Here is a 25,490-nt window from a genome sequence, read left to right on the forward strand (position 1 = left end):
GATGGAAGCAGTCAAACAACTCACGCCTTTTTTATCTGTTATTGGGCAAATACAACCGACACATATGGCCTCTGTTGCCGCTTCAGGCTTTGTGACAGTCATAAATAATCGTCCAGATGGTGAAGGCGAAGACCAGCCAAGTAACGCTGAAATGGCTGCTGCTGCGCAAGCGTCTGGCTTGCAATACCATTATTTGCCTGTGGTTGCTGGGCAAATCAGTGATGAAAATGTCAGTGATTTTGCGCAGTTATTAGCCCAAGTAAAAGGACCTGTATTGGCTTTTTGTCGTACCGGAACGCGCTCATCGAGCTTGTGGGCGCTGAGCGAGGCGCATCATTTAAGAGCGCCAGCAATACTGGCGGCAGCACAAACTGTTGGCTATGACCTTACTGGCCTCGTGCCACGCTTACAGCAACGTTGGACTGAACAAGTGTATGTCCCCGATGCCGCGCATGTCGCGCACACCAATCGTTACGATGTCTTGGTCATTGGGGGCGGTACTGCAGGTTGTGCGGTGACTGCGAGCTTACTTAAACGCGATGCTAATTTGCGCATTGGTGTGATCGAGCCAAGCGAGCAGCATTACTATCAGCCGGGCTGGACTATGGTCGCTGCGGGGACTTATACCCGTTCGCATACTGAACGTGCGATGTCACAATGCATTCCAGAAAAAGCACAATGGATTCGTGCTGCGGTAACGGGTTTTTTACCTGAGCACAATGTGGTGGTGCTGGAAGATGGTAGTCAATTGGCTTATCGCACTTTAATTGTCTGTCCGGGTTTGAAGCTGCACTGGGACGCGATTAAAGGCTTGCGAGAAACCCTGGGCAAGAATGGGGTAACTTCGAACTATGCTATAGAGCTGGCGCCATACACGTGGCAGTTAGTGCAAAACTTACGCAAAGGACGTGCAATTTTCACCCAGCCCCCGATGCCGATTAAATGTGCGGGTGCGCCACAGAAAGCGCTTTATATGTCGGCTGATTGGTGGTTGAAGGAAGACGTGCTTAATCATATTGAGACTGAGTTTTGTACTGCGGCGGGCGCCTTATTTGGTGTCGAGCACTATGTTCCATCATTAATGCAGTACATTAAAAAATATCAGACACAACTTAATTTTCATCACAACTTAGTTCAAGTTGATGGTGAAGCAGGTAAAGCATGGTTTGACGTCACTGATGCTGAAGGTAATCAGCAGCGCGTCGAGAAATCTTTTGATTTTTTACATGTTGTGCCGCCTCAGCGTGCACCGCGCTTTGTTCGTGAAAGTGTTTTAGCCGATGCGGCGGGCTGGTTGGAAGTGCATCACGATACACTGCGGCATCCGCGCTTTGGTAATGTGTTTAGCCTTGGTGATGTATGTTCAGCCCCCAATGCTAAAACCGCAGCGGCCGTGCGTAAGCAAGCACCAGTGGTTGCTGAAAACATTATTGCTGTCCTAGCCAACCGTAGTGTTCGCGCGGTGTACGATGGCTATGGCGCCTGCCCATTGGTGGTTGAGCGTGGTAAAGCAATTTTGGCTGAGTTTGGTTATGGCGGTAAGCTATTGCCGACTTTCCCCGTTGATTCGCGGGTGGCGCGCCGTTCAGCTTGGCAACTTAAAGCCCGTTTTATGCCGTCGATTTATTTCGATATGTTGCTCAAAGGGCGTGAGTGGTTAGTTAAACCCACTATTCTTGATCATGAGCCGCATCGACCGACAGCTGAAAAAGCCTGTGATTTTGAGGCGAGGCGCTAAGATTGAAGTTAAAGCGTTGGCTGCCCTGCATCGACTGGGCAGCGTCTTATGACCGAGCGACCGCAGGCAAGGATGGCTTAGCTGCGGTTATCGTAACTTTGATGTTGATTCCGCAAAGTTTAGCCTACGCCATGCTGGCGGGCTTACCGCCTATTACTGGCTTGTATGCCAGTATTGCGCCGCTTGTCTTGTATGCAATATTCGGCTCCAGCCGCACCTTGGCGGTGGGGCCGGTTGCTGTGATTTCATTGATGACCGCAGCCGCCTTGGCGCCGATGTTTGCAGCAGGCTCTGCAGCCTATATTGGTGCGGCGATGCTGTTAGCAGCACTATCTGGCCTGATATTGCTGTTGATGGCAGTGATGCGACTGGGGTTTTTGGCTAATTTTCTAAGCCATCCAGTCATTTCAGGTTTTATCAGCGCCTCCGGCATATTGATCGCATTAAGCCAGCTTAAGCATATTTTAGGGGTGCAGGCCGATGGACAAACAGTGCTGCAATTGTTGCCTTCACTGGCTGCACAACTACCTGCTATTAATGCGCCAACATTAGTGATTGGAGGTCTGTGCTTGCTGTTTTTGCAGCTCGTACGTACGCGTCTAAAAGGGCTATTGCTGGCTTTAGGATTGAGCTCTGGGTGGGCGGATAGCCTGACTAAAACAGGCCCAGTGTTGACGATTATTGTCTCAGTGCTGGCGGTCACCCTGTTTAACTTAGCTGATAGCGGTGTACGGGTGGTGGGTAGTGTGCCTGAAGGGTTGCCGGTTTTGCAGCTGCCGACAATGGATTTGCAGTTGGCTATGCAGCTATTGCCAGCAGCGTTATTGATCAGCCTTGTTGGTTTCGTTGAGTCAGTCTCTGTTGCGCAAACATTGGCGGCAAAACGTCGTGAGCGCATTGACCCGAACCAAGAGCTAGTGGGTTTAGGTACGGCAAACATTGCTGCGGCCATCAGTGGCGGCTTTCCTGTTACCGGTGGCTTTTCCCGCTCGATTGTTAACTTTGATGCCGGTGCGCGCACGCCGATGGCGGGCATATTGACCGCTGTCGGCATTGCTATCACCGCCTTATTCTTTACACCTTTATTTCATAATCTGCCGCATGCAGTGTTGGCTGCAACCATTATTGTGGCTGTACTTAGTCTGGTTGACTTGGCTTCTTTAAAACGCACGTGGCGCTTTTCTAAACAAGACTTTATCGCGCAAGCAGCCACCATGGTTGGGGTGCTGTTTATGGGTGTTGAAATCGGCATCATGCTGGGTGTTGGTTTATCTTTGCTGCTATTTTTATGGCGGACCAGTCGGCCGCATATGGCAGTTGTTGGACAGCTGCCGGGCAGTGAGCACTTTCGCAATATTGAACGCTTTGCTGTGGTGCAAAGTGACTCAGTGGTGTCATTACGGGTTGATGAGAGTCTTTACTTTCCCAATGCGCGTTATTTAGAAGAGAGCATTACTCAGCTGCTGGTGGATTACCCAAACTGTAAGAATTTGGTGCTGATGTGCTCAGGGGTCAACTTAATTGATGCCAGCGCCCTAGATAGTTTGGAAGCTATTGTTGAGCGTTTAAAGGTTGCTGGTGTGCAGTTGCATTTGTCTGAAGTAAAAGGCCCTGTGATGGATCAATTGCGCCGTTCAGAGTTTCTTCAGCACTTTGGTGGGCAGGTGTTTGTGAGCCAATATGCAGCCATGCAAGTACTAGATGCATCCAGTGTGGCGAAAGCGGCGCGAGTGAATGAGTTGGTTCAATTTGATCTTCGCTAAAATGCAGCAAAGTTATATTTAGTGAGAAGTGACGCACACTTTTTTGACTAGGATCAACTTTCGTCTGACAGCTATCAAGCATGATAGTTGCAAGAAAAATATTCAATACCATCGAGGAATAACCTGATGCTTAGATTATCTGTATTAGCGCTCTCTGTGAGCATGAGTGTTGGCGTACTGGCTGCGCCACAAACGAACGAGCCGATTCAACCGATTGAGGCCTATGTGGTGACTGATCAGGCAAAGGTTGAGTTGGGTAAGCAGTTGTTTTTTGACCCGCGTTTATCGAAGTCTGGTTTTATTTCTTGCAACTCGTGCCATAACTTGAGCATGGGTGGCAGTGATAACTTGCCAACCTCGATTGGTCACAATTGGCAAGAAGGTCCGATCAACTCGCCAACCGTTTTGAACTCCAGCTTAAACTTAGCGCAGTTCTGGGATGGCCGTGCTGCTGACCTGCAAGAACAGGCCGGTGGCCCCATTGAAAATCCAATGGAAATGGGCTTTACCCATAATTTAGCGGTGGGTGTTTTAGCCTCGATTCCACAGTATGTGCAGTCGTTTAAAGATGTGTACAACGTTGATAAAATTACTATCAATGAAGTAACAGATGCTATTGCTGAGTTTGAAGAAACCTTAGTAACGCCAAATGCCCCTTTTGATCAGTGGCTCAAAGGCGATGAAGATGCACTGACTGCTGATGCCAAAGCAGGTTATAAGTTATTTAAAGAAATTGGCTGTACTGCGTGCCATAACGGTCCAGCAGTCGGCGGTAACTCTTTCCAGAAAATGGGTTTATTTGAAGAGTATGTGACCAATAACCCGGCAGAAGGTGTTGCTGGCTTAACCGGTAATGATTTAGACCGCTTTAAGTTTAAAGTACCAACGCTGCGTAACGTAGAATTAACCTACCCCTACTTCCATGATGGCGCGTATTGGAATTTAGATGATGCAGTTGATGTGATGGCACGTTTACAGCTGGGACGTAAACTTGAAAAAGATCAGATCAGTCAGATCACAGCATTTATGAAAAGCCTAACTGGTGACCAGCCAAGTTTTGTTATTCCAATGCTGCCACCGTCCACACCTGAGACACCACGTCCAGAGCCATTTGCTAAAGTAAGCAACTGATACTCAGACAATAAAAAACGGCCTGCGGGCCGTTTTTTATTGCTGGGATAAAACTATTTTGTTTTTTTCAACTTAGGATTAGGGAAAAACTGCAGCGTTTGGCTTTTCGCCTCTTTGGGCTTTTGTAAGGCGCTGACATTCACTCGCGTCGGTAATTCATTGGGAATGGAATTGCCATCGGCATTCAGAGTATCGCTGTATCCACAGTGCACACAATCGCGGTGGGGTACATCATCTACATCCCACATGCGAATGCCATCCATCACCTGACAGGCTGGACATACCGCACCGGCGATAAAGCGTTTTTTAGTTTCAGTCTCTGGCGTATTACTTGGCGTAGTCATGATGACCTCTTCTGTTATGCCGCGTGAGGGTCGCTCAGGCCGCTGTGACGCAGTAACGCATCAATGCTCGGCTCGCGTCCGCGAAATTCGATAAACAGTTGCATGGGTGATTGTGAGCCACCTTTAGCGAGGATGGCATCACGAAACGCACGGCCTGTGTCTGGGTTGAGCACACCCTCTTCTTCAAAACGTGAGAACGCATCAGCTGATAGCACTTCGGCCCACTTGTAGCTGTAATAACCGGCAGCGTAGCCACCAGCAAAAATATGCGCAAAGCTGTTGGCAAAACGGTTCCAGCTCGGTGGTGTCATCACTGCCACTTGCTCACGCACTGCGTTGAGAACATCCAATACGCTGCGGCCATCACCATGGCTGCTATGCAATTCAAAGTCGAACAGGGAAAACTCCAGCTGGCGCAACATCATCAAGCCGGACTGGAAGTTGCGCGCGGCAAGCATTTTATCTAAAAGTACTTTAGGCAAAACCTCGTGTGTTTCGTAGTGCCCAGAAATCAGAGCCAAGCCTTCCGGCTCCCAGCACCAGTTTTCCATAAATTGGCTGGGTAGCTCGACCGCATCCCAAGCAACACCGTTGATCCCAGATGCACCAGCAAACTCAATGCGGGTCAGCAAATGGTGCAGGCCATGGCCAAATTCGTGGAATAAGGTAGTGACTTCATCATGGGTTAGCAGCGCAGGTTTGCCTTGGCTGGCTGGAGTGAAGTTGCATACCAGGTAAGCAATTGGGTTAACCAGAGTCCCGCATGAAGCGCGGAATTTGTCACGTGAGCCATCCATCCATGCGCCGCCACGCTTGTGTGAGCGGGCGTACAGGTCAAAGAAGAAGCGTCCCACATGCTTGCCATCTTCAGTGATTTCAAACAGGCGCACATCTGGATGCCAGCTATCAAAGTCGCTCAGCTCAGTGATTTTAATGCCGTATAGTTGTTCAACAATGGCAAACAGGCCGCTGAGAACTTTATCGATGGGGAAGTAAGCACGCAGTTCTTCTTCACTGATGTCATAGCGCTGTTCACGCAATTTTTCGCTGAAGTAACCCACATCCCAGCTGTTTAAATCACTGACATTATGCTCTGCAGCAAAGGCGCGCAGCTCAGTTAGATCTTGCTCAGCAGAAGGTTTGCTACGCTCGGCTAAATCGTGCAAGAAGGTTAAGACTTGCTCGGTTGATTCAGCCATTTTGGTGCTCAGTGACAGCTCGCTGTAGTTCTTAAAGTCCAGTAACTGCGCCAGCTCTAGGCGTAAATCAAGGATCTCAGCCATCACCGGTGAGTTATCCAGTTGACCTGCATTGGGGCCTTGATCAGAGGCGCGCGTGCTGTAGGCACGGTAGACCTCTTCGCGCAGGTTGCGGTCGTCAGCGTAAGTCATCACAGCATAATAGCTGGGGAACTCAAGGGTAATTAACCAGCCATCCAGTTCTTTATCTTGCGCGGCTTGAGCCATTTGTTCTTTAGCAGAATCGGTTAAACCAGCTAAGGCCTGCTCGTCAGTAATATGCTTGGTCCAGGCTTGGGTGGCATCCAGCACGTTATTAGAAAAGCTGCTGGATAGATCCGAGAGGCGCATTTGAATCTCACCATAGCGCTTTTGTTTAGCCGGCTCGAGATCAATACCCGATAAACGAAAATCGCGCAGCTCATGTTCTAAAATAGTTTTCTGCGCAACTGAAAACTGCTCAGCGGCAGGGCTATTGGCCAGCGCTTGATAGGCATCAAACAGGGCGCGATTTTGCCCAAGCTCAGTCCAGAATTCAGACAGTTTAGGCAGGCAGGCCTCATAGGCAACGCGCAGCTCTGGGCTGTTGCAGACAGCGTTGAGGTGACTGACTGGGCTCCAAGCTTCGCCTAGGCGCGCGCCGAGTTCGTCCATCGGTAGCACCAAGCTGTCCCATGTGGGTTGCTCTTGTGTGCTTAATAAATGCTCAATGGCCGCACGGCTATCAGCTAAAATCGTATCGATGGCCGGCTCAACATGCTCAGGCCGAATAACAGAATAGGTGGGTAGGTCGAAATCTTGCAGCAGAGGATTGTCTTGATCAGTCACGGGAATACCTGTAAATACAAAAAAGGGATGGCCTGTATCGGGCCAATCATGTGTCTATCTTAATACAAATCAGTGCCTACGCGGCCTAAGGTTTCTATTGTGTCGATTAGAATCTATAACCAAATATTACCACAGTGTGGAAGTCGGGTATTTATTGACCCCAGTGCAGTGGTGATTGGTGATGTGCAGTTAGCTGATGATTGTTCGGTGTGGCCGCAGGCGGTGATTCGTGGTGATATGCACCGGATTCGCATTGGTGCGCGCAGTAGCGTGCAAGATGGCAGTGTGTTGCATATCACCCATGCGGGGCCGTATAACCCCGAAGGTTATCCGCTGACAATTGGTGACGATGTCACTATTGGTCATCAGGCCTTGCTACATGGTTGCAGCATTGGCTCACGGGTGTTGATTGGTATGGCGTCGATCGTTATGGATGGCGCACGTATCGACGATGATGTGGTGCTGGGTGCAGGCAGTTTAGTGCCGCCGGGTAAACATCTCACCAGAGGTTATTTATATGTGGGCCGTCCAGCACAGCGAGTGCGCGCGCTGACTGAGCAAGAAATGACCTACTTTACCTATACTGCTGCCAATTACGTGCGTTTGAAGGATGAGTATCTGGCGCAAACGCAATAAGCCTGTAGCTGGGCGCTACTCAGGTATCAGGCCTGAGCAGCGTTGCACTTTAGTAACGCCAAAAGGCTGGTGATAATAGAATCAGCAAGGAGAACACTTCAAGGCGCCCGAGAATCATGGCCAAACTGAGAATCAGGTGTGCGGCATCGGGTAGGCTGCCATAGTGTGCGGTAGCGTCACCCAGCGCGGGGCCGAGGTTATTCATGCACGACGCTAATGCTGAGAAGGCAGTGATCGGGTCCAGTTCGCAGGCCAGCAACGCCAGCATCATGGTAAAGAACGTCACCATATATACCACACAAAAGCCCCAGACTGATTCAATCACACGGTCAGGCACTTTGCGCTTACCCAGCTTAATGGTAAACACACCGTTAGGGTGTAACAGGCGCTGAATCTCACGCTGGCCTTGGCGATACAGGAGCATTACGCGCATCACCTTCATGCCACCACCAGTGGAGCCGGCACAGGCACCAATAAAGGTGGTGTACAGCAATAAAAATGGCAAAAAACTCGGCCAGAGACTGAAGTCAGTGATGCCAAAACCTGTGGTGGTCGCTACTGATACCACTTGGAAAGCGGCGTAGCGTAATGACAGTAATGGATTGTCATAGTGGTTATAGATGACCAAGACAACGGTCGCAACGACAATCACGGCGGCCAAAATCTTCAGATAGGTTTGACACTCTGGATCAGTTAAATAGGCTTTAAGTGAACGGCTGCGCAAGGCTAAAAAGTGCAAAGCAAAGTTCATCCCTGAAATAACCATGAAGAAGATACAGATCATTTCAATCAGAGAGCTATCAAAGTAACCAATACTGGCGTCATGGGTGGAAAAACCACCAATGGCAACGGTTGAGAAGCTGTGACCAATGGCATCAAAGAGGTTCATGCCCGCAGCCCAATAGGCCAGAGCGCAGAGCAAAGTTAGCGCGCAATAAATCAGCCATAATGTTTTTGCTGTGTCAGCAATGCGTGGTGACAGTTTATTGTCTTTCAGTGGGCCTGGCATTTCTGTGCGATACAGCTGCATACCACCCACGCCAAGCATCGGCATAATGGCGACAGCCAGCACCACGATCCCCATGCCGCCGAGCCATTGCAGTTGCTGACGATAATAGAGAATAGAGCGCGGCAATTGATCAATTCCGGTCAGCACTGTGGCGCCGGTGGTGCTTAACCCAGAAAAAGCCTCAAACAGCGATTCGCTGATGCCCATATCGGGACTGGGCGAGAGCAGAAAAGGAATGGCCCCGAAGGTGCCCAGTACGATCCAGAATAGAGCGGTAATTAAATAGCCATCGCGTACCCGCAATTCAGCGCGCGCGCTGCGTACTGGCAGCCAAATAAACAGCCCAGTTAATACCGTGATGGCAAAGGCCCAAAGAAAGCTTGAGCTGGAGCCGCCGCCATCATACAAAGCAATCAACAATGGAGGGACATGGCTGAGGCTAAACAGCATCAGTAAAACGCCAAGAATTCGACCAATCGCGGCAAAGTGCATGCAGGCTACTCGTTAATGGGTGTCTAAGGTATAGGTTAAAAGAAGGTTAAGCCGGGCTGGAACAAGCGCTCCACATCACGGATGTATTTTTTATCAACCATAAATAAAATAAAATGATCATCAGGCTGAATAACAATATCTTTGCTACCGATTAACACTTCGTCATTACGAATAATCGCACCAATGGTGGTCGCTGGCGGCAAATTAATTTCGCTCACCTTGCGGCCAATGACTTTACTGGATTTACGATCACCATGGGCAATCACTTCAATCGCTTCCGCAGCACCGCGCCGCAGCGAGTGAACGCTGACAATATCGCCACGGCGTACATGCGTTAGTAAGGTGCTGAGGGTTGCTAATTGCGGGCTGATAGCAATATCAATCGCGCCGCCTTGCACTAAATCTGCGTAGGCAGGGTTATTAATAATCGCCATCACTTTACGTGCGCCCAAGCGTTTTGCTAGCAAGGATGCCATGATGTTGGCTTCATCGTCATTGGTCAGCGCTAAGAAAATATCAGTTTCGTCGATGTTTTCTTCTACCAATAGGTCACGGTCAGAGGCACTGCCGTGTAGCACTACAGTGGTGTCTAAACTGTCTGATAGATAGCGACAACGCGCTGGATTAATCTCAATAATTTTAACTTGATAGCGGCTTTCAATCGCCTCAGCCAGACGTTCACCAATCTGTCCACCGCCGGCAATAATGACTTTGCGGTAGCTGTCCTCCATGCGTCGCAATTCACTCATCACTGCACGAATGTGTGTGCGTGCAGCAATGAAAAACACCTCGTCATCCACCTCGATAATGGTATCGCCAGTGGGGGATATAGGCCGATCACGACGGAAAATAGCAGCAACGCGGGCGTTAACATTGGGCATATGTGCGCGTAATTGGCGTAGTTCTTGGCCAATCAGTGGCCCGCCATAGTGGGCGCGCACACACACTAATTGTGCTTTGCCTTCAGCAAAATCCAGTACCTGCAGTGCACCTGGGTACTCAATTAAGCGTTTAATATGGTTAGTGACAGCTTGTTCTGGGCTGATCAAGACATCAATCGGGATGGCGTCATTATCAAACAGCTCAGTACGGGTTAGATAGGCTGATTCGCGTACGCGGGCAATTTTTGTAGGTGTACGAAACAGCGTATGCGCGACTTGGCAGGCAACCATATTGGTTTCATCACTATTGGTGACGGCCACCAGCATGTCGGCGTGGTCAGCACCGGCTTGGCGCAAAATAGTTGGAAAAGAGCAATGTCCTAGCACCGTGCGAATATCTAAGCGGTCGCCTAGATCACGCAAACGTTCCGAGTCAGTGTCGACCACGGTAATATCATTGGCTTCGCTAGCCAAGTGCTCTGCAAGTGTACCGCCAACCTGCCCAGCGCCGAGAATAATAATTTTCATAGGGTGTCCTCAAATACTCTGTGTTGGCGCTTGTTTGCTCAGGCGGGCATAGTAAAAACCATCATGACCACCGACTTGCGCAAGCAATTGACGACCGTGTGCTTGTGCTTTGCCAAATATTGCGCTGAACGGCAACTCTTGTGCATCGTCAGTGCGCTGTAAAAAAGCCGCAATCACTTCACTGTTCTCGGTCGGTAATGTAGAGCAAGTGGCGTACAGCAAGATACCGTTTTCTGCCAGTGTCGGCCATAAGGCATCCAGCAGCTCGCCTTGCAGTTGTGCGAGCGCGGCGATGTCGTCGGCTTGACGGGTAAGTTTAATATCTGGGTGACGACGAATCACTCCAGTTGCTGAGCAAGGTGCATCGAGCAAAATACGTTGGAACTGCTGGCCATCCCACCACTGATCTGTGGCGCGGGCATCTCCAGCAAGAAGAGTGGCGTTTAATTTTAAGCGCGCTAGGTTTTCTTTAACCCGTTCTAAGCGCTGCGGCTCCAAATCAATCGCCACGACCTCGCGCAAGTCTGTCTGGCTTTCTAAAATATGACAGGTTTTTCCACCGGGTGCGCAGCAGGCATCCAGCACCCGCTGCTCAGGTTCGAGCATCAATAAGTCAGCTGCCAGTTGCGCTGCTTCATCCTGCACACTGACCGCACCGTCAGTAAAACCAGGTAGCGCGGTGACATCACAAGGCGTGGCTAAGGTGATGCCGTCTGCGCTGAAGGGTGTCACTTGCCCAGCAATACCCGCTTCAGTTAATTTGGCTAAATACGCTGCTCGGCTAGAGACGCGTTGATTAACACGCAGGGTAAAGGGCGGGTGGCTGTTATTGGCCTCGCAAATGGCGAGCCAATCATCTGGCCAAAAAGCTTTAAGTGATTTTTGCAGCCAGCGCGGGTGCGCCGTCAGCACCACAGGATCTTTTTCCAGTGTTGGAAGTAGCGTTTCGGCTTCGCGTTGCGCACGCCGTAACACCGCGTTGAGTAAACCTTTGGCCCAAGGTTTTTTTAGCGCAGTGGCACAGCCAACGGTTTCTGCAATGGCTGCGTGCGCTGGAATACGGGTGTAGAGCAACTGGTATAAACCAATTAACAACAGCGCCTCAATGTCCTGATCGGCTTTGCGAAACGGTTTACTGAGCAGTGCCGCGGCTAAAGCAGATAAGCGCGGTTGCCAGCGTGCTGTACCAAAGGCCAACTCTTGCACTAAGCCTTTGTCGCGATCGCTAACGCGTTCTAGTTGTGTTGGTAAGCTGCTGGCTAACGAGGCTTTGCCCGCAAGCACTGCAGCCAGTGCGCGTGCTGCGGCGAGGCGAGGGTTCATAAACCCAATACCTGACCCGGCACAAACAGCTCTTTTTTACTGTTAAGCAAATCACTAAAGGCCAAAGCTTTGCCGTTAGGTAATTGCAGATGAGTCAGACGCAGCGCTTGCTCGCCACAGGCCACTAATAAACCTTGGCGCTCAGCACTGAGGATTTCACCGGGCTGGCCTTGGCCTTGCGCAGGCAGGGCCGCATGAATTTTTAGGGTTTCACCGGCTAAGAGCGTATGGCAAATAGGTGATGGGTGCATAGCGCGGATTTGACAGTCCAAAGCGGTGGCAGGGCGCTGCCAGTCAATCAGAGCAGCTTGCTTGTTAAGTTTGTGCGCATATGTGGCTAAACCATCGAGCTGCTTTTCAGCGGTTATGCTGCCATCAATTAAGCCTTGGATGGCTTGTAATACTGCATCAGGACCCAGCGTGGCTAACCGATCATGCAAGCTGCCGCCCGTATCAGTGGTTAAAATTGGCGTGCTCACTTTTAGTAGCATGGGGCCGGTGTCTAACCCTGCCTCCATTTGCATAACGGTAATGCCTGTTTCGCTATCGCCCGCTTCAATCGCGCGCTGAATCGGTGCGGCACCGCGCCAGCGCGGTAGCAGTGAGGCATGGCTATTGATACAGCCTAAGCGTGGAGTGTCCAAAATGGCTTGTGGCAGAATTAAACCGTAGGCTACCACCACCATCAGATCAGCATTAAAGTCAGCCAGCTCTTGCTGCGCTTCAGCACTGCGCAGGTTTTGCGGTTGCAGTACAGGAATGTCATGCGCAAGCGCGAGCTGCTTAACTGCACTGGGCGTGAGTTTTTGACCGCGGCCAGCCGGACGGTCCGGCTGTGTATACACCGCTACAATGTTGTGTTCGCTATTGAGTAATGCTTGTAAATGCCTAGCAGCAAACTCAGGTGTACCGGCAAACACAATCCGTAGAGACGAAGACATACAATTACCTTGCTAAAACAGAAGGAATATCAGTGCGCAGCTAAAACTTGGAAACGTTTAATTTTTTTGCTGGCGATGAATTTTTTCAAGCTTTTTCTTAATGCGATCACGTTTCAGTGATGATAAATAATCAACAAAGAGCTTACCGTTCAAGTGGTCGCACTCATGCTGAATGCAGACCGCTAATAAACCATCAGCTATCAGCTCAAAGGGTTTGCCATCGCGGTCGAGCGCATTGATTTTAACCCGCTGTGGGCGTTGCACATCTTCGAAAAAGCCGGGCACCGATAAACACCCCTCTTGATAGAGGTCGGTTTCATCAGTCAGTACTTCGAACTCAGGATTAATAAACACTTGCGGTGCAGACTTATCTTCTGATAGATCCATAACCACCAAGCGAATATGTTGGTCAACCTGAGTTGCGGCTAAGCCAATACCCGGAGCGTCGTACATGGTTTCTAACATGTCGTCGATCAGGGTGCGAATTTTATCATCGACCTGCGTCACAGGTTTAGCTATTGTGCGTAGTCGAGGATCGGGATATTCAAGAATATTTAAAATTGCCATATGCGTTTGTGATGTACTTATGGAATAAATTTAGAAAGCACTGCTACTATGACACGCAGCATAATAAAGAAATGGCTGTAAAGCCAAAATAGGGTTCTGGAATTGTCATTAGGCGTTCCACTGTCGACATATGATAAAGGGATTCACCGCATGAGGAAAACATTACTTGCTCTGTTACTACTTGCTACTGCCACAGTACAAGCTCAAGTACAGTTAAAAGATGGTCACCCTGACACCTATACTGTCGTTAAAGGCGATACGTTATGGGATATTTCCGGTAGATTTCTAACTAAGCCATGGAAATGGCCTGAAATTTGGCATGCTAACCCACAGGTTGCTAATCCGCACTTGATTTATCCAGGTGATCGCTTAAACCTAGTATACATTGATGGGCAGCCGCGCATCATGTTAAACCGAGGTGCGAGTCGTGGCACAATTAAGTTGTCCCCTAAAGTCCGCAGTACGCCAATGGCTGAGGCCATCCCCACGATTCCTTTAGAAGCCATTAATAGCTTCCTATTGAGCAATCGCATCGTCAATACACCCGAAGAGTTTGCTTCAGGTCCGTATGTTGTTGCTGGTAACGCTGAGCGCGTGGTCAGCGGTGCAGGCGATCGCATTTACGTGCGTGGTGCTGTTGAAGATAATGCCATTTATGGCATCTTCCGCCAAGGCCGTACCTATATTGATCCAGTGACTGAAGAATTTCTCGGCATTAACGCTGATGATATTGGTGGTGGTGAGATTGTTGCCATTGAAGGTGAAATTGGCACCATGATGTTAACCCGCACCACCCAAGAAGTGCGTATTGCTGATCGTTTGTTTGCAACTGAAGAGCGTGCCATCAACTCAACGTTCTCACCGAGTGAGCCTAAAGAAGCCATTGATGGCGTGATCTTGGATGTGCCACGCGGTGTGTCGCAAATTGGTCAGTTTGATGTGGTTACCATTAACAAAGGTACGCGCGATGGCCTCGTTGAAGGCAACGTTTTAGCCGTGTACAAAACCGGTGAAACAGTCCGCGATCGTATTGGTGGTGACTCGGTGAAAATTCCAGATGAGCGCTCTGGTTTACTGATGGTGTTTCGTACCTACGATAAGCTCAGCTATGGTTTAGTGCTGTATGCCAGCCGTCAGTTAGCGGTTTTGGATAAAGTAAAAAACCCTTAGTCTGACTCTGTGCTACCTGTAGCAAAGCAAAAGCGTCCTTAATTAGGGCGCTTTTTTGCTTTTTAGCGCTTGATTACTACACTGAACAGCACGAATGGCAGGACGTCATTCGCTCGTAATAAGGATGTTGATATGACGCAGTGCTCACCCGCAGAGCTTGAAGCGCGCTTGCGCTTACATAGCCTTCCTGATATCGGTCCACAACGATTCTACGCATTAATTAAAGTATTTGGCTCTGCCAGTTCAGCCTTGAGTGCGCCGGCCGCCGCGTGGCGGGCAATTGCTATGCCGCAAAGCAGTATTGATGCGCGGCGCTGCGCCACCGTGCGCGAGCAAGCGTTGCTGGCGCTGCGTTGGGCGGAGCAAACGCAGCAGCATGTGCTGTTGCATGATATGCCTGAGTACCCAGCCTTGTTGAAAGAGACCACCGGCGCGCCGCCATTGCTCTTTGTGCAAGGTGATCCTGCTGTTTTGGAGCAGCCACAAATCGCTATTGTTGGCAGTAGGCAAGCAACACGCCCCGGTTTAGATACGGCGCAGCGTTTTGCGCGCAGTTTGGCCAGAGGTGGCTTTGCCGTGACCAGTGGCTTAGCGCTTGGGGTTGATGCGGCAGCCCACCAGGGTGCTCTAGATGTGCAAGGTGCAACGATTGCCGTGGTGGGTACGGGGCTCAATCGAGTCTACCCAGCGCGGCATCGTGGTTTAGCGCGCACTCTTGTTGAGCAGGGTGGTGCGCTGGTATCAGAGTTGACGCTAGACAGTGCGCCGCATGCCAGCCACTTTCCGCGGCGTAACCGTATTATTAGCGGTCTTGCATTAGGCGTGTTGGTGGTGGAAGCCAGCCCTTCGAGCGGCTCGCTAATTACCGCACGCTTAGCTGCCGAGCAGGGCCGCGAGGTGTATGCGATTCCTGGTTCTATCCATTCGCCAGGCGCGCGCGGATGTCACCAACTGATTCGTGATGGTGCAACCTTGATTGAAACGGTTGATGATATTTTGCAGTCGCTGCGAGGCTGGCAACTGACAGGGCTGCCTGAGGAAAAAGCCATACAGCAGTCACTTCCGCTTCAGCATCCGTTGCTTGACTTGTTAAAAGCACAGCCGTTGAATATTGATGAACTGGTTGAGCTCAGTGAATTGCCATTGCCAGAGGTGCTAACTTTACTGACCGAATTTGAAATAAATGGCAATGTAAGTTATGCAGGCGGTGTCTGGCTGTATCGTGTATAACTGTGCTATTAAGATAGATTGTATAAAATATTGACGCCAATTAAATGGCTGTATGATTTATTGACGTAATAGCTATGTGCTTGTATATTTAAGCAGTTATGCATGATGAATATTTAGAAGAGTGGCTTTATATAATAGAGGCTGCTTAATGAGTCTATCTTTGTTTGTAAAGCTGTAATTAAAACTGCTTAAGTTCTGCTGATTTCATGAAAATATTAGATTGTTAGGGAAATACTGTATAAACCTAGTTTTATCATTTGTACGTATGCCGGTATCTAGTGAAATCAATAACATAGGCCTCTGCGCTTACTAGAGATTACGATTTAGTCAGCGGCTCCTTGGTTTTTAAATTATTGGCAAATTATGAATACTCGTCACGGTAGTGCGCGTGAGTTTATGGTGCCTTCGATAGGCATAACAGGCTGTCTTCAAGAATACCAGCAAATGCGATTTGGCTCAGTCTATTGGCTGAGTATGGATACTCATGTCAATGCTTTGCGTTTTGCTACGCAAACCTTGGCCGCTTTAGACTTTAACAACCGTGCGGTAGTGGTTGGCAGCGACAAAATTCCTGTGATTATTTCTGCTCTTAAAGAAGATCAAGGGCCGGCTGAATTACGTAGCTATTCTTTACGAGGTGAGATGCCAAAGGCTGTAGTGCAGCTGACTAAGCAATTGGATCGAAGACTCAAACCTAGTAAGCGCTTGATCGTATGCTTGCTGCCAATAGAGTCGCTTAGCTTTCTAGAAAAAAACACTCATATTGTGCTTAAAAATTGGCGCGATTGGTGTGAAGGTAATGGTTGTATTTTGTTAATTTTGGCATATGGCGAGCAAGCTCAGTATATGAGCCTGCCACTAATCGCTGAAAGTGTTTTTTTATCGGGCCTCGGGCATTTAAAGACGCAAGAAAATGGTTATATTTATCAGCTTGATTACTGGGTCAACAACTTAGGTGTACAGGCTGCCCAGCAGTTTTTTTTGCAAGATAAAAATATCGGATATGAGCTGTTAAAAACTGCTGCGTTGCCAGTGAAAAAAGCGTTAGGTGAAGTGTTTTTACAGCGCAGTGTATTAGAAGGTGCTCCTGTCTTTATGGCAGAAAAATGGCGTATTGCTGAAGATTGGCAAGGGCTGGTTGATGCGGCGCAAATAGTTGTGCGCGGCACCTTTGTATTTGCATTGTCTGAGAATAATGAACTTGAATCCTTGGCTCGAACATTATACAAGCTGCGCCAGCAGAGAGGGCTATCTATAAGTATAGTGGTGCGTGAAATGAAGCAAGTGCTGCGCAATCAAGAAGTGCAATTATTGCTGCAGTGCGGTGCCGCTACAGTGGTCTCTGCTGATACACATTTAGCACGATTCTTCGGTATATTGGAAAACTTAAAAAATCAACAGAGTAATCAGCCTTTAACACACAACTTGGAATCTGCTATTGCTAAAATAAAAGCGCCTGATGATATCAAAGGGATTGTCTCAGTGCCGGAGTTCACTGCCTATTTAAAGCGTGTCTTAATGAACGCTTCTGCTGTAGATGCAGGTGGTGTTTTAGTTGCAATGCGCCCAGCTCCTGCGCTGAGTGTTGAGCAGTTGATGGGGCAGTTAAGAATAGACCGTCAAGGTGACGTGGCTTGTGCAGCAAATGGAGTTATGCATTTGTTTTTGTTTGGCTGCCATCAGGACTTTATTGAGATTGCTTTGCAGCGTGTGTTTTCTTTGCCGATGCAAGACATAGTATCAGAGCACCAAGTGCACACAGAGCATGTCAGTATTGAAGATCATGTTAGGCGGATGCAGATACTAAACAAAACACAAGCTAACTCTACGCTAGAGCAGGTGAGAGAAAATTGCTTAGCAGTTCACCCTACGCAGCGTAGCGAGAAACACGATCGGCGTACGTCTATTTTGTTTAAGCCGCAGCTTAAGCCCTTAAACTTACGCAGCCAAACCCAATCAGAATTCTAGGATAATACAAGTGGGGCTTTTTCTAATAGGTGTGTTTTGTGGCTGCATAGTGACCTTGCTCTGCAAAAGAGTATGGCGATGGCTGTCAATTCGAATATTACCAGCGCGGTATTTACAAGCGCATGCTGTACGTCGTCGGGATATTTCTGGCTTGAAAAAAGAGACTGATAGTGGTGACTGATATTAAAGCTGAGATTGAATTACAGCGCAGCGATTTATGGCGAGGCTTCGGTCTGTGGAATTTTTACTTTCTAGCGAAAATAGCATTATATTGGGCCGATTTTATTGGTTTTGATGTTTTTTATAATCTGTTATTAGCAGCCTTTCTACTCTTACCTGTAAAGTTTAAAAAACTGCATATAACACGGGGTTTATTCGCTTTACCTGCTGCTATTGCATTGCTGTATTACGATAGTTGGTTGCCACCATTTAGTCGTTTACTTGAACAGCCTGACATATTGAAGTTTTCAAATGCGTATATGTTAGAGCTGGCTCTGCGCTTTATTAATTGGCAGTTATTGGGTATCGGCTTTATTTTTATAGTTGTTTATCTGTTTCTGACACAGTGGTTACGAATGACGGCCTGGACGCTGCTGGCTTTACTGCTAGCGGTATTACCTAGTGTTCCAGGTGTGCCGCGATTATTATGGGCTGATACCGCAAATACAGTGACGCAGCGGTTAAATATCGTTACTGACAATCCGCAAGCTGCGAGTTTGCAAGGTAGCGATCTTAATAGCCTGCTCAATGAAGAGCTTGAACGGTTTTATACGGCAGAACAAAGTCGAATGACTGAGTTTGCATTGCCGCTCGCTGATGCTGCGCCATTTGATGTGTTGCTGTTAAATATTTGCTCACTGGCATGGACTGACCTAGAGGTCAGTCAGCTCACGCAGCATCCATTATTTGCAAAAATGGATATTATCTTTGATAACTTTAATTCTGCCACCTCCTATAGCGGGCCTGCTGTTTTACGCTTGATGCGCGCCAGCTGCGGGCAGACTGCTCATGAAGCTTTGTACCAGCCAGCAGATCGACAGTGCCATCTCTTTGATAACTTAAAACAGTTTGGCTTTACTGGCAACGCAGCACTTAACCATACCGGTGAGTTTGAAGGCTTTATTGATGAATTAAGCTTGGCTGGCTTTGCGTCACCACCAATGATTCCTAGCAATATTAAACCTAAACTTAAGGCGTTTGATGGCAGCCCTATTTGGGGGGATTATGATGCTTTAAAGTTATGGTGGACTGATCGGCTACAGCAAAACACATCATCAGCCGCACTTTTATACAATACGATTAGCTTGCACGACGGTAATCGTGAAGCAACATTGGACGGCGGTAGTCGTTCATCACCTTATGCTAAGCGGGCAAAAACATTACTGGATGACTTGGATGCTTTTATGGATGTGTTAGCAGCCAGCGATCGCCAAGTGATGGTGGTTTTTGTGCCAGAGCATGGTGCTGCATTGGAAGGTGACCGTATGCAAATACCTGGTATGCGTGAAATACCTACGTCCGACATTACCCACGTGCCGGTTGGCGTTCGTTTTATTGGTACGCAGGCAATTGCTCCTGAGACGACTCTTCAAATTAGTACGCCGACCAGTTATTTAGCATTATCTGAACTCATTTCTAGAGTGATCAAAAGAGATGTGTTTGACCAGCCGCAAGTTGAGTGGCGAACACTGATATCTGACTTACCAGAGACTCAAGCTATTTCGGAAAATAGTGGAACAGTCATGATGAATTATCAAGGTGTTCCTTATCTGCGCTTAGGCGAACGTGATTGGGTTAAGTATGCACGATAAGAAACATGCAATCTCAGCTTTTAATAAGACTAGTTTGGCTTTATCTGATGATGTTGAGCTGCTCAAAAAGCAGCTTAAAATGGATTCTTTTAATTATGTAGATATTGCTTCGATACAAGCTTGGGAAGCCTCTTTAGGTGAATGGCCTTTACTTGCTGAGTGGGATACATGGAGCAAAGATTAAAATGACTAAGAGCTATTTTTAAGTGTTGATTTTAGAGGGTGCAAGAGGCGTTATATGCAAGTAACTGTAGTTGGGCTGCGCGGGGAGTGGGAGCAACTAGTATTGCTGCAATGCTTGCTGATGCACTGAGTCTAATGGGGGAGTCAGTATTACTGATTGATTTAAACCCCAGTGATCTTTTACGCCTGTATTTTAATATACCTTATGCTGACAAGCAGGGCTGGGCGCTGGCTGAAGCCAATGGCAGTGGCTGGGAGCGGCAGACGTATCAAGTTAAAGATAATTTTTATGTCTTACCCTATGGGCGTCATGGCTTAACAGCGCTGGGCGTGCATATGGATACGCCCATCAGTGCGCCAGCGTTATGGCTTAATGAAAAATTAAGTGCTGCTACAGGCTGTTCATGGGTGATTTTTGACGCAGCAGATACGCGCGGACAGCATGCCCGTTTGCACCAGAGCAGTGACTTACATTTATTAGTCACTCATGCGGATATGGCCAGTCATATCTTATTAGGACAGCATCATTTAGCAGAAAAGACAAAAATAGTTGTTAATCAACTAGATGTTAAGCAGCGTTTAAGTGATACGGTTTTATTGGACTGGAATATACGCTATGCAAAGCATTTGGTGCCAATCAGTGTGCGTCAAGATTTACATGTGCAAGAAGCTTTTGCGCATAAAATGCCAGCGACAAGCTACTTTCCTGACTCTTCGAGTGCGCAAGATGTATTAAGTTTAGCAACCTGGTGTTTAGTGCAGCGCGGTGCTGCTTGATGATTCAGCGTCATAAATTGCCTGAGCTCAGCCAGCAATACCGAAATGCCCGAGGGCAGCAGATGGGGTCGATAACAGCGGCTTTATTTGTTTGTGTGAAAATGTTGGCTTATATGTTTTTACGCCTAGAAGATCAAGCATGGCAACAACTTTGGCAGCGCTATCAGCCTTGGTTTAAACACTTGACGCAGCGGCCCTATCAGCCTGCAGATCCGCTGCGCTATACCCTGCAGGTGATATGGTTAGTGTTTGTGCGCATCCCTACAGCGCAAACAGTTTGGTATGTTGCCTATTTAAAAAAAACAAGGTCGAGAATATTGCGCTGGCGTCGTTATCTGGGGCGCTTTTTAGCACGAGGGATTAAACCTGCAGTAGCGCAGAGCCCATTACGTCATGCTTTTGCGAATCCGCGCCACTTAATGCAGCATATCGCAAAAAGCCGGCTCAAAAAGGCGATTTTTTATGTGTTTGTTGCGGTGCTGATGTGTTTAGCCGTGCTTTTGGTAACACAGCCGTTTAGTCTCTTGGCCCAATTCATCTTTGTAGTGCTGCTTTGGGGAGCAGCAATGCTGGTGCGGCGCATCCCCGGACGTTTTCCAACTTTATTATTGATTGTATTATCTCTGACGGTATCGGCGCGCTATATTTGGTGGCGTTATACTTCCACTTTAAACTGGAATAGCAATGTCGACCTGCTCTTTGGGCTCATTTTGTTGGCTGCCGAGACGTATTCTTGGGTTGTTTTGGTCATGAGTTATATTCAAACGGCCTGGCCACTAGATCGTAAAGTTGCCCCATTACCTGCAGACCGAGCGCTCTGGCCAACGGTTGACTTGATGATTCCTACCTATAATGAAGACCTCAGTGTTATCAAGCCGACTGTGTATGCTGCGCTGGGTATGGATTGGCCGGCAGATAAGTTACGCATTCATCTACTTGATGATGGTCGCCGTGATGCCCTGCGTGAGTTTGCTGAGGAAGCGGGCATTGGTTATATCGTACGAACGGGTAATCGCCATGCAAAGGCTGGCAACCTGAACAATGCTTTGCAGCAAACAGAGGCTGATCTTGTGGCCATTTTTGATTGCGATCATGTCCCTAGTCGTTCTTTTTTACAATTAACCGTTGGCTGGTTTTTGCGTGATGAAAAATTAGCATTGGTGCAGACACCGCATCACTTTTTCTCCGCTGATCCGTTTGAGCGTAACCTTGATCACTACGGTAAACAGCCCAATGAAAATGCGCTTTTTTATGGCTTGATTCAAGACGGTAATGACTTGTGGAATGCGGCGTTCTTTTGTGGCTCTTGTGCAGTCTTAAAGCGTAGTGCGGTTGAGTCGATTGGTGGTTTTGCGGTAGAAACTGTCACTGAAGATGCCCATACCGCTTTGCGTTTGCATCGTGCAGGCTATAATTCCGCGTATCTACGAATTCCGATGGCGGCGGGTTTAGCCACAGAAAGCCTTTCAGCACACATTGGACAACGTATTCGCTGGGCGCGCGGCATGGCGCAAATTTTCCGCACGGATAATCCCATGCTTGGCAAGGGCTTAAACCTATTCCAGCGCTTGTGTTACGTCAATGCGATGATGCATTTTCTTGCAGGCATACCGCGTATTATTTATTTAACTGCACCACTGGCTTTCTTATTGTTCCACTCCTATATTATTTACGCACCAGCAATCGCCATTATGCTTTATGTGCTGCCACATATGATCCATGCCAGCATAACCAACTCTGCCACTCAGGGAGCATATAGACGCACCTTTTGGGGTGAAATCTATGAAACTGTTTTGTCTTGGTATATCGCAAGGCCAACCACTGTTGCACTCTTTTCGCCTAATAAAGGTCAGTTTAATGTGACAGAAAAAGGCGGTTTGATTGAGCATGAATATTTTGACTGGAAGATGGCCAAGCCTTATGTGCTCTTAGCGCTGCTTAATTTTTTAGGAGTGGCTTTTGGTATTTGGCGGCTGTGGAGCGGCCCCGTGGATGAACACGCCACCGTCATCATTACCATGCTGTGGGTTGCGTATAACTTAATTGTGTTAGGTGCCGCTGTTGGTGTGGCTGCGGAAGTGCGACAAACTCGACATAGTCACCGAATTACCACCAATTTGCCTGTCGATCTGATTGATACAGATGGCTACATGTATAGCGGCACCTTAACTGATTATTCAGATGCAGGGGTGGGAGTAAAACTGGCTGATACGGCATTGCTTAAGGTGGGTGCCCTCGTTGATTTGATCTTGGTGCGCGGTGCACGACAATTTAGCTTCCCAGGTCGTGTGAGTCGCAGCATAGATGAGAGTGTTGGTATTCATTTTAAAACCCTGAGCAAGCAACAGCAAATTGATTTTGTGCAGTGTACCTTTGCTCGAGCGGATGCTTGGTTAACCCATAATCGTGATTTTTCACTTGACCGGCCGATGCAAAGTTTTATTGATGTTGTCTTACTAAGTGTGTCGGGCTATCAGCACTTAGCTAAATATTTACCTTTTCCGCTGAGTAGGCTTGTTAAGTGGCTTACTCAGTTGGTGGCATGGGTGCTGTCTTTTTTACCACGTAATCACCCCATTACTTACTAATATGAGTCTACTAAACATTATGTTAAAGCCCTTGTTGTATAAGTTGCATGTGAGCCTTGTAGGCGTGCTATTTTGTTTTTTATATAACGCAGTACATGCGCAAACACTGGACGAGTCCTCACGGCAGATAGAAAGCATTGAGAGTGCTGTAATGCTAGGCAATTCAATTGCTGAAGCGCCAGTTTTAGCACCTTTGCGCAGCGATACTTACGCGCTAACCCAATTGGCACAGGGTGATAGTTATAAATTACTGGGTATAGATAACACGCAGCAACTGGAGTTTACGGTACGTCGTGACCAGCTTATAACGGATGCAGAGCTGGAATTAGTGTTTACCCCGTCGCCTGCTTTACTGCCAAGGCTTTCTCATTTGCGCGTGTACTTAAATGAGGAAATGATGGGTGTTATTCATATCGAGGCAGCAGATACAGGGCAGCAGGTGCGTAAAACGATTAAGTTAGATCCTCGCATGATGATCACTTTTAACCGTATACGTTTAGAGTTTGTAGGGCACTACACCGAAATTTGTGAGGACTTAGCGCACTCTTCATTGTGGTTAGATATCAGTAAAAAAACTCAGATACGGATCAATCAGCAAGCCTTAGCAATTACCAATGATTTGTCTTTTTTTCCAGAACCCTTTTTTGATGCGGGTGATATGCAGGCGCAAGAGCTGCCTTTTGTCTTTGCAGGTGCGCCAAGCAATCAACAAATGCAAGCAGGTACAATCCTTTCATCTTACTTTGGAACGCAGGCACAATGGCGCGATATCAGTTTCCCCGTGCATTACAGTACTTTACCTGAGCAGCATGCCATTGTTTTTGCAACGAATGTGCAACGCCCTGAGTTCTTGAAGGATTACCCACAAGTAAGCGGGCCTGTTGTTGACCTCATTAGCCTGCCAGACAATCCGTATTATAAAATGCTATTGGTGTTAGGCAGAGATGATGACGACTTAATCACTGCAGCCTCTGCTCTTGCTATAGGCAATCCATTGTTTCGAGGGCAAAGTGTCAGCATCAATGAGGTGCAAAGCATAACGCCCCGTCAGCCTTACGATGCGCCGAACTGGGTCAGCACAGAGCGCCCTGTGTTTTTCTCAGAGCTGGTAAGTTACCCAGGCCAACTTGAGGTGTCTGGGCTTATTCCACGGCCCATTGCGCTGAATCTTAATTTGCCGCCAGATTTATTTATTTGGCGCAACAGTGGCATTCCCACATCAGTTATCTATCGCTATACGCCACCGTCGAAAACGGATGATTCACGATTAAATTTAAGCATCAATGATAATTTCATACATAGTTATAGCTTGCGGCCAAGTGATGAGCAGGGTTTGTTAACAAAAATCCGTTTGCCTTTAAGAAACAACGAAAGAGCCAGCGTCAATCAAGGATTGTTAATCCCAGCGCTCAAGGTTGGCGATAACAACCAAATTCGTTTTGATTTTTCATTTGCGAGTACGCTGGCAAGTGCGCAGCGTGATACTTGCCAAACAAACTTGCCGGTTGATGTGCGTGCTGCCATTGATGAAAACTCAGTTATCGATTTTTCAGGTTTTCGTCACTATTTAGCGATGCCGAACTTATATGCGTTTGCTGGCAGTGCTTTTCCGTTCAGCCGTATGGCTGATTTATCAGAAACGGTTGTTGTCGTGCCGTCTGCACCCAGTGCCAAGCAAGCGCGTTTAGTACTTGAGGTTATGAGCAAAATGGGCGCGCAAATTGGCTATCCTGCGCTAAAAATAAGAATCATGGATGACTGGTCAGCAGCCAGTCAAATGGATGCGGATCTGCTGCTTATAGGTAGCTTGCCGCAAGCCATTAAGGAACGATCTGATGCGCACTTGCTCTTGCACAATACGCAAACACGCTTACGTCAAGCACGCGTGGTAGGGGGGAGCTCTGATCAAAAAAATAGCCATCTACTGCAAGCTAACCAAACAGAACGAGAGCCTCAGTCGTCTGTAGATGTGCAATCTTTAGCGCCTATGGCAGCTATTATCGGTTTACAGTCAGAGCTCTATCCGCAGCGCAGTATTGTGGGTTTGTTGGCGAGCAGTGATGAAGATTTCAACTTGTTAACTCATGCACTAAACAACCCGGGGCTGCGTGAAAATATCAAAGGCTCTGTTGCGCTAATTCGAGAGTCTGGCGTGAGTTATCACAGTGCTGGGACTGTTTATTACGTGGGCGAGTTGCCGTGGTGGGAGTGGCTTTGGTACCACTTGTCTGAGCGTCCTTTATTACTAGCGGCTATAGCGTTTTTTGTGGTTTTAATTCTATCTGTGATGCTTTGGCACACACTTCGTCTGCTTGCGCGTAGACGCCTAGAGTATGATGCGTAG

The 25,490-nt window shown here is 48.0% G+C and carries 19 protein-coding genes; 12 read left to right on the forward strand and 7 right to left on the reverse strand.

All coding sequences use genetic code 11. From position 1 onward, the window contains the following. The first annotated feature begins 1 nt into the window (after position 1). The 3 genes from FXF61_RS14685 to FXF61_RS14695 all read left to right on the forward strand — a co-directional run bounded on the left by FXF61_RS14685 (position 2) and on the right by FXF61_RS14695 (position 4,632). Positions 2-1,738 carry a bifunctional protein tyrosine phosphatase family protein/NAD(P)/FAD-dependent oxidoreductase gene (locus tag FXF61_RS14685; RefSeq protein WP_151185951.1) on the forward strand — a complete coding sequence of 579 codons (1,737 nt, stop codon included), beginning with the start codon at positions 2-4 and terminating at the stop codon, positions 1,736-1,738. A gap of 2 nt (positions 1,739-1,740) precedes the next feature. Then, positions 1,741-3,501 carry a SulP family inorganic anion transporter gene (locus FXF61_RS14690; RefSeq protein WP_151185952.1) on the forward strand — a complete coding sequence of 587 codons (1,761 nt, stop codon included), beginning with the start codon at positions 1,741-1,743 and terminating at the stop codon, positions 3,499-3,501. A 162-nt stretch (positions 3,502-3,663) separates the two neighbouring features. After that, positions 3,664-4,632, forward strand: coding sequence for a cytochrome-c peroxidase (locus FXF61_RS14695; protein WP_371921519.1), 969 nt, complete (start codon positions 3,664-3,666; stop codon positions 4,630-4,632). A gap of 53 nt (positions 4,633-4,685) precedes the next feature. Here the strand turns inward: FXF61_RS14695 and FXF61_RS14700 are convergent, their stop codons facing one another. Both FXF61_RS14700 and prlC read right to left on the reverse strand, forming a co-directional pair. After that, a complete protein-coding gene (locus tag FXF61_RS14700) occupies positions 4,686-4,976 on the reverse strand; it encodes a YheV family putative zinc ribbon protein (RefSeq protein WP_151185954.1) in 291 nt (96 codons plus the stop codon). Between the two features lie 14 nt (positions 4,977-4,990). Continuing rightward, positions 4,991-7,042, reverse strand: coding sequence for an oligopeptidase A (prlC, locus tag FXF61_RS14705; protein ID WP_151185955.1), 2,052 nt, complete (start codon positions 7,040-7,042; stop codon positions 4,991-4,993). Positions 7,043-7,141: 99 nt separating this feature from the next. Between prlC and FXF61_RS14710 the strand changes: the two genes are divergently transcribed. After that, positions 7,142-7,678: a gamma carbonic anhydrase family protein gene (locus FXF61_RS14710; protein WP_151185956.1), complete on the forward strand. Its 537-nt coding sequence runs from the start codon at positions 7,142-7,144 to the stop codon at positions 7,676-7,678. 49 nt (positions 7,679-7,727) lie between these two features. On the opposite strand, the gene FXF61_RS14715 is transcribed toward FXF61_RS14710, so the two are convergent. From FXF61_RS14715 to def, 5 genes are read right to left on the reverse strand one after another with little or no spacing between them, the layout of a single operon-like run. Further along, positions 7,728-9,179, reverse strand: a complete 1,452-nt coding sequence (locus FXF61_RS14715) for a TrkH family potassium uptake protein (protein ID WP_151183340.1) — start codon at positions 9,177-9,179, stop codon at positions 7,728-7,730. A gap of 35 nt (positions 9,180-9,214) precedes the next feature. Further along, complete coding sequence (gene trkA / locus FXF61_RS14720) at positions 9,215-10,588, reverse strand: Trk system potassium transporter TrkA (protein ID WP_151185957.1); 1,374 nt, start codon at positions 10,586-10,588, stop codon at positions 9,215-9,217. A gap of 9 nt (positions 10,589-10,597) precedes the next feature. After that, on the reverse strand, positions 10,598-11,911 hold the full coding sequence (gene rsmB, locus FXF61_RS14725) for a 16S rRNA (cytosine(967)-C(5))-methyltransferase RsmB (protein ID WP_151183341.1): 1,314 nt from the start codon (positions 11,909-11,911) through the stop codon (positions 10,598-10,600). Further along, on the reverse strand, positions 11,908-12,852 hold the full coding sequence (gene fmt / locus FXF61_RS14730; RefSeq protein WP_151183342.1) for a methionyl-tRNA formyltransferase: 945 nt from the start codon (positions 12,850-12,852) through the stop codon (positions 11,908-11,910). The genes rsmB and fmt overlap by 4 nt, the downstream gene beginning before the upstream one ends. A gap of 57 nt (positions 12,853-12,909) precedes the next feature. Continuing rightward, entirely contained in the window at positions 12,910-13,419 is a 510-nt protein-coding gene (gene def, locus FXF61_RS14735) for a peptide deformylase (protein ID WP_151183343.1), read from the reverse strand. Between the two features lie 150 nt (positions 13,420-13,569). Here def and FXF61_RS14740 point away from each other — a divergent pair, with 150 nt between their 5' ends. The 8 genes from FXF61_RS14740 to bcsB all read left to right on the forward strand — a co-directional run bounded on the left by FXF61_RS14740 (position 13,570) and on the right by bcsB (position 25,490). Then, the gene (locus FXF61_RS14740; RefSeq protein ID WP_151183344.1) at positions 13,570-14,589 is read left to right on the forward strand and encodes a LysM peptidoglycan-binding domain-containing protein; all 1,020 of its coding nucleotides are present in this window, start codon (positions 13,570-13,572) and stop codon (positions 14,587-14,589) included. A gap of 132 nt (positions 14,590-14,721) precedes the next feature. After that, positions 14,722-15,819: a DNA-processing protein DprA gene (gene dprA, locus FXF61_RS14745; RefSeq protein WP_151183345.1), complete on the forward strand. Its 1,098-nt coding sequence runs from the start codon at positions 14,722-14,724 to the stop codon at positions 15,817-15,819. 363 nt (positions 15,820-16,182) lie between these two features. Then, the gene (locus FXF61_RS14750; RefSeq protein ID WP_151183346.1) at positions 16,183-17,787 is read left to right on the forward strand and encodes a BcsE family c-di-GMP-binding protein; all 1,605 of its coding nucleotides are present in this window, start codon (positions 16,183-16,185) and stop codon (positions 17,785-17,787) included. A gap of 173 nt (positions 17,788-17,960) precedes the next feature. Next, positions 17,961-19,598 carry a cellulose biosynthesis protein BcsG gene (gene bcsG / locus FXF61_RS14755; protein ID WP_256663457.1) on the forward strand — a complete coding sequence of 546 codons (1,638 nt, stop codon included), beginning with the start codon at positions 17,961-17,963 and terminating at the stop codon, positions 19,596-19,598. Then, positions 19,588-19,782 carry a BcsR/BcsP family cellulose biosynthesis protein gene (gene bcsR, locus FXF61_RS14760; RefSeq protein WP_151183347.1) on the forward strand — a complete coding sequence of 65 codons (195 nt, stop codon included), beginning with the start codon at positions 19,588-19,590 and terminating at the stop codon, positions 19,780-19,782. Before bcsG ends, bcsR begins: the two co-directional genes overlap by 11 nt. 86 nt (positions 19,783-19,868) lie before the next feature. After that, complete coding sequence (locus FXF61_RS14765; protein WP_178087326.1) at positions 19,869-20,558, forward strand: cellulose synthase operon protein YhjQ/BcsQ; 690 nt, start codon at positions 19,869-19,871, stop codon at positions 20,556-20,558. Further along, positions 20,558-23,146 (forward strand): UDP-forming cellulose synthase catalytic subunit, encoded by a 2,589-nt coding sequence (bcsA, locus tag FXF61_RS14770; RefSeq protein ID WP_151183351.1) that lies wholly within the window; start codon positions 20,558-20,560, stop codon positions 23,144-23,146. Before FXF61_RS14765 ends, bcsA begins: the two co-directional genes overlap by 1 nt. Positions 23,147-23,165: 19 nt before the next feature. Then, complete coding sequence (gene bcsB, locus FXF61_RS14775; protein WP_178087223.1) at positions 23,166-25,490, forward strand: cellulose biosynthesis cyclic di-GMP-binding regulatory protein BcsB; 2,325 nt, start codon at positions 23,166-23,168, stop codon at positions 25,488-25,490.

It is taken from the genome of Pseudomonas sp. C27(2019) (genome assembly GCF_008807395.1).
Classification (GTDB): Bacteria; Pseudomonadota; Gammaproteobacteria; order Pseudomonadales; family Pseudomonadaceae; genus Denitrificimonas.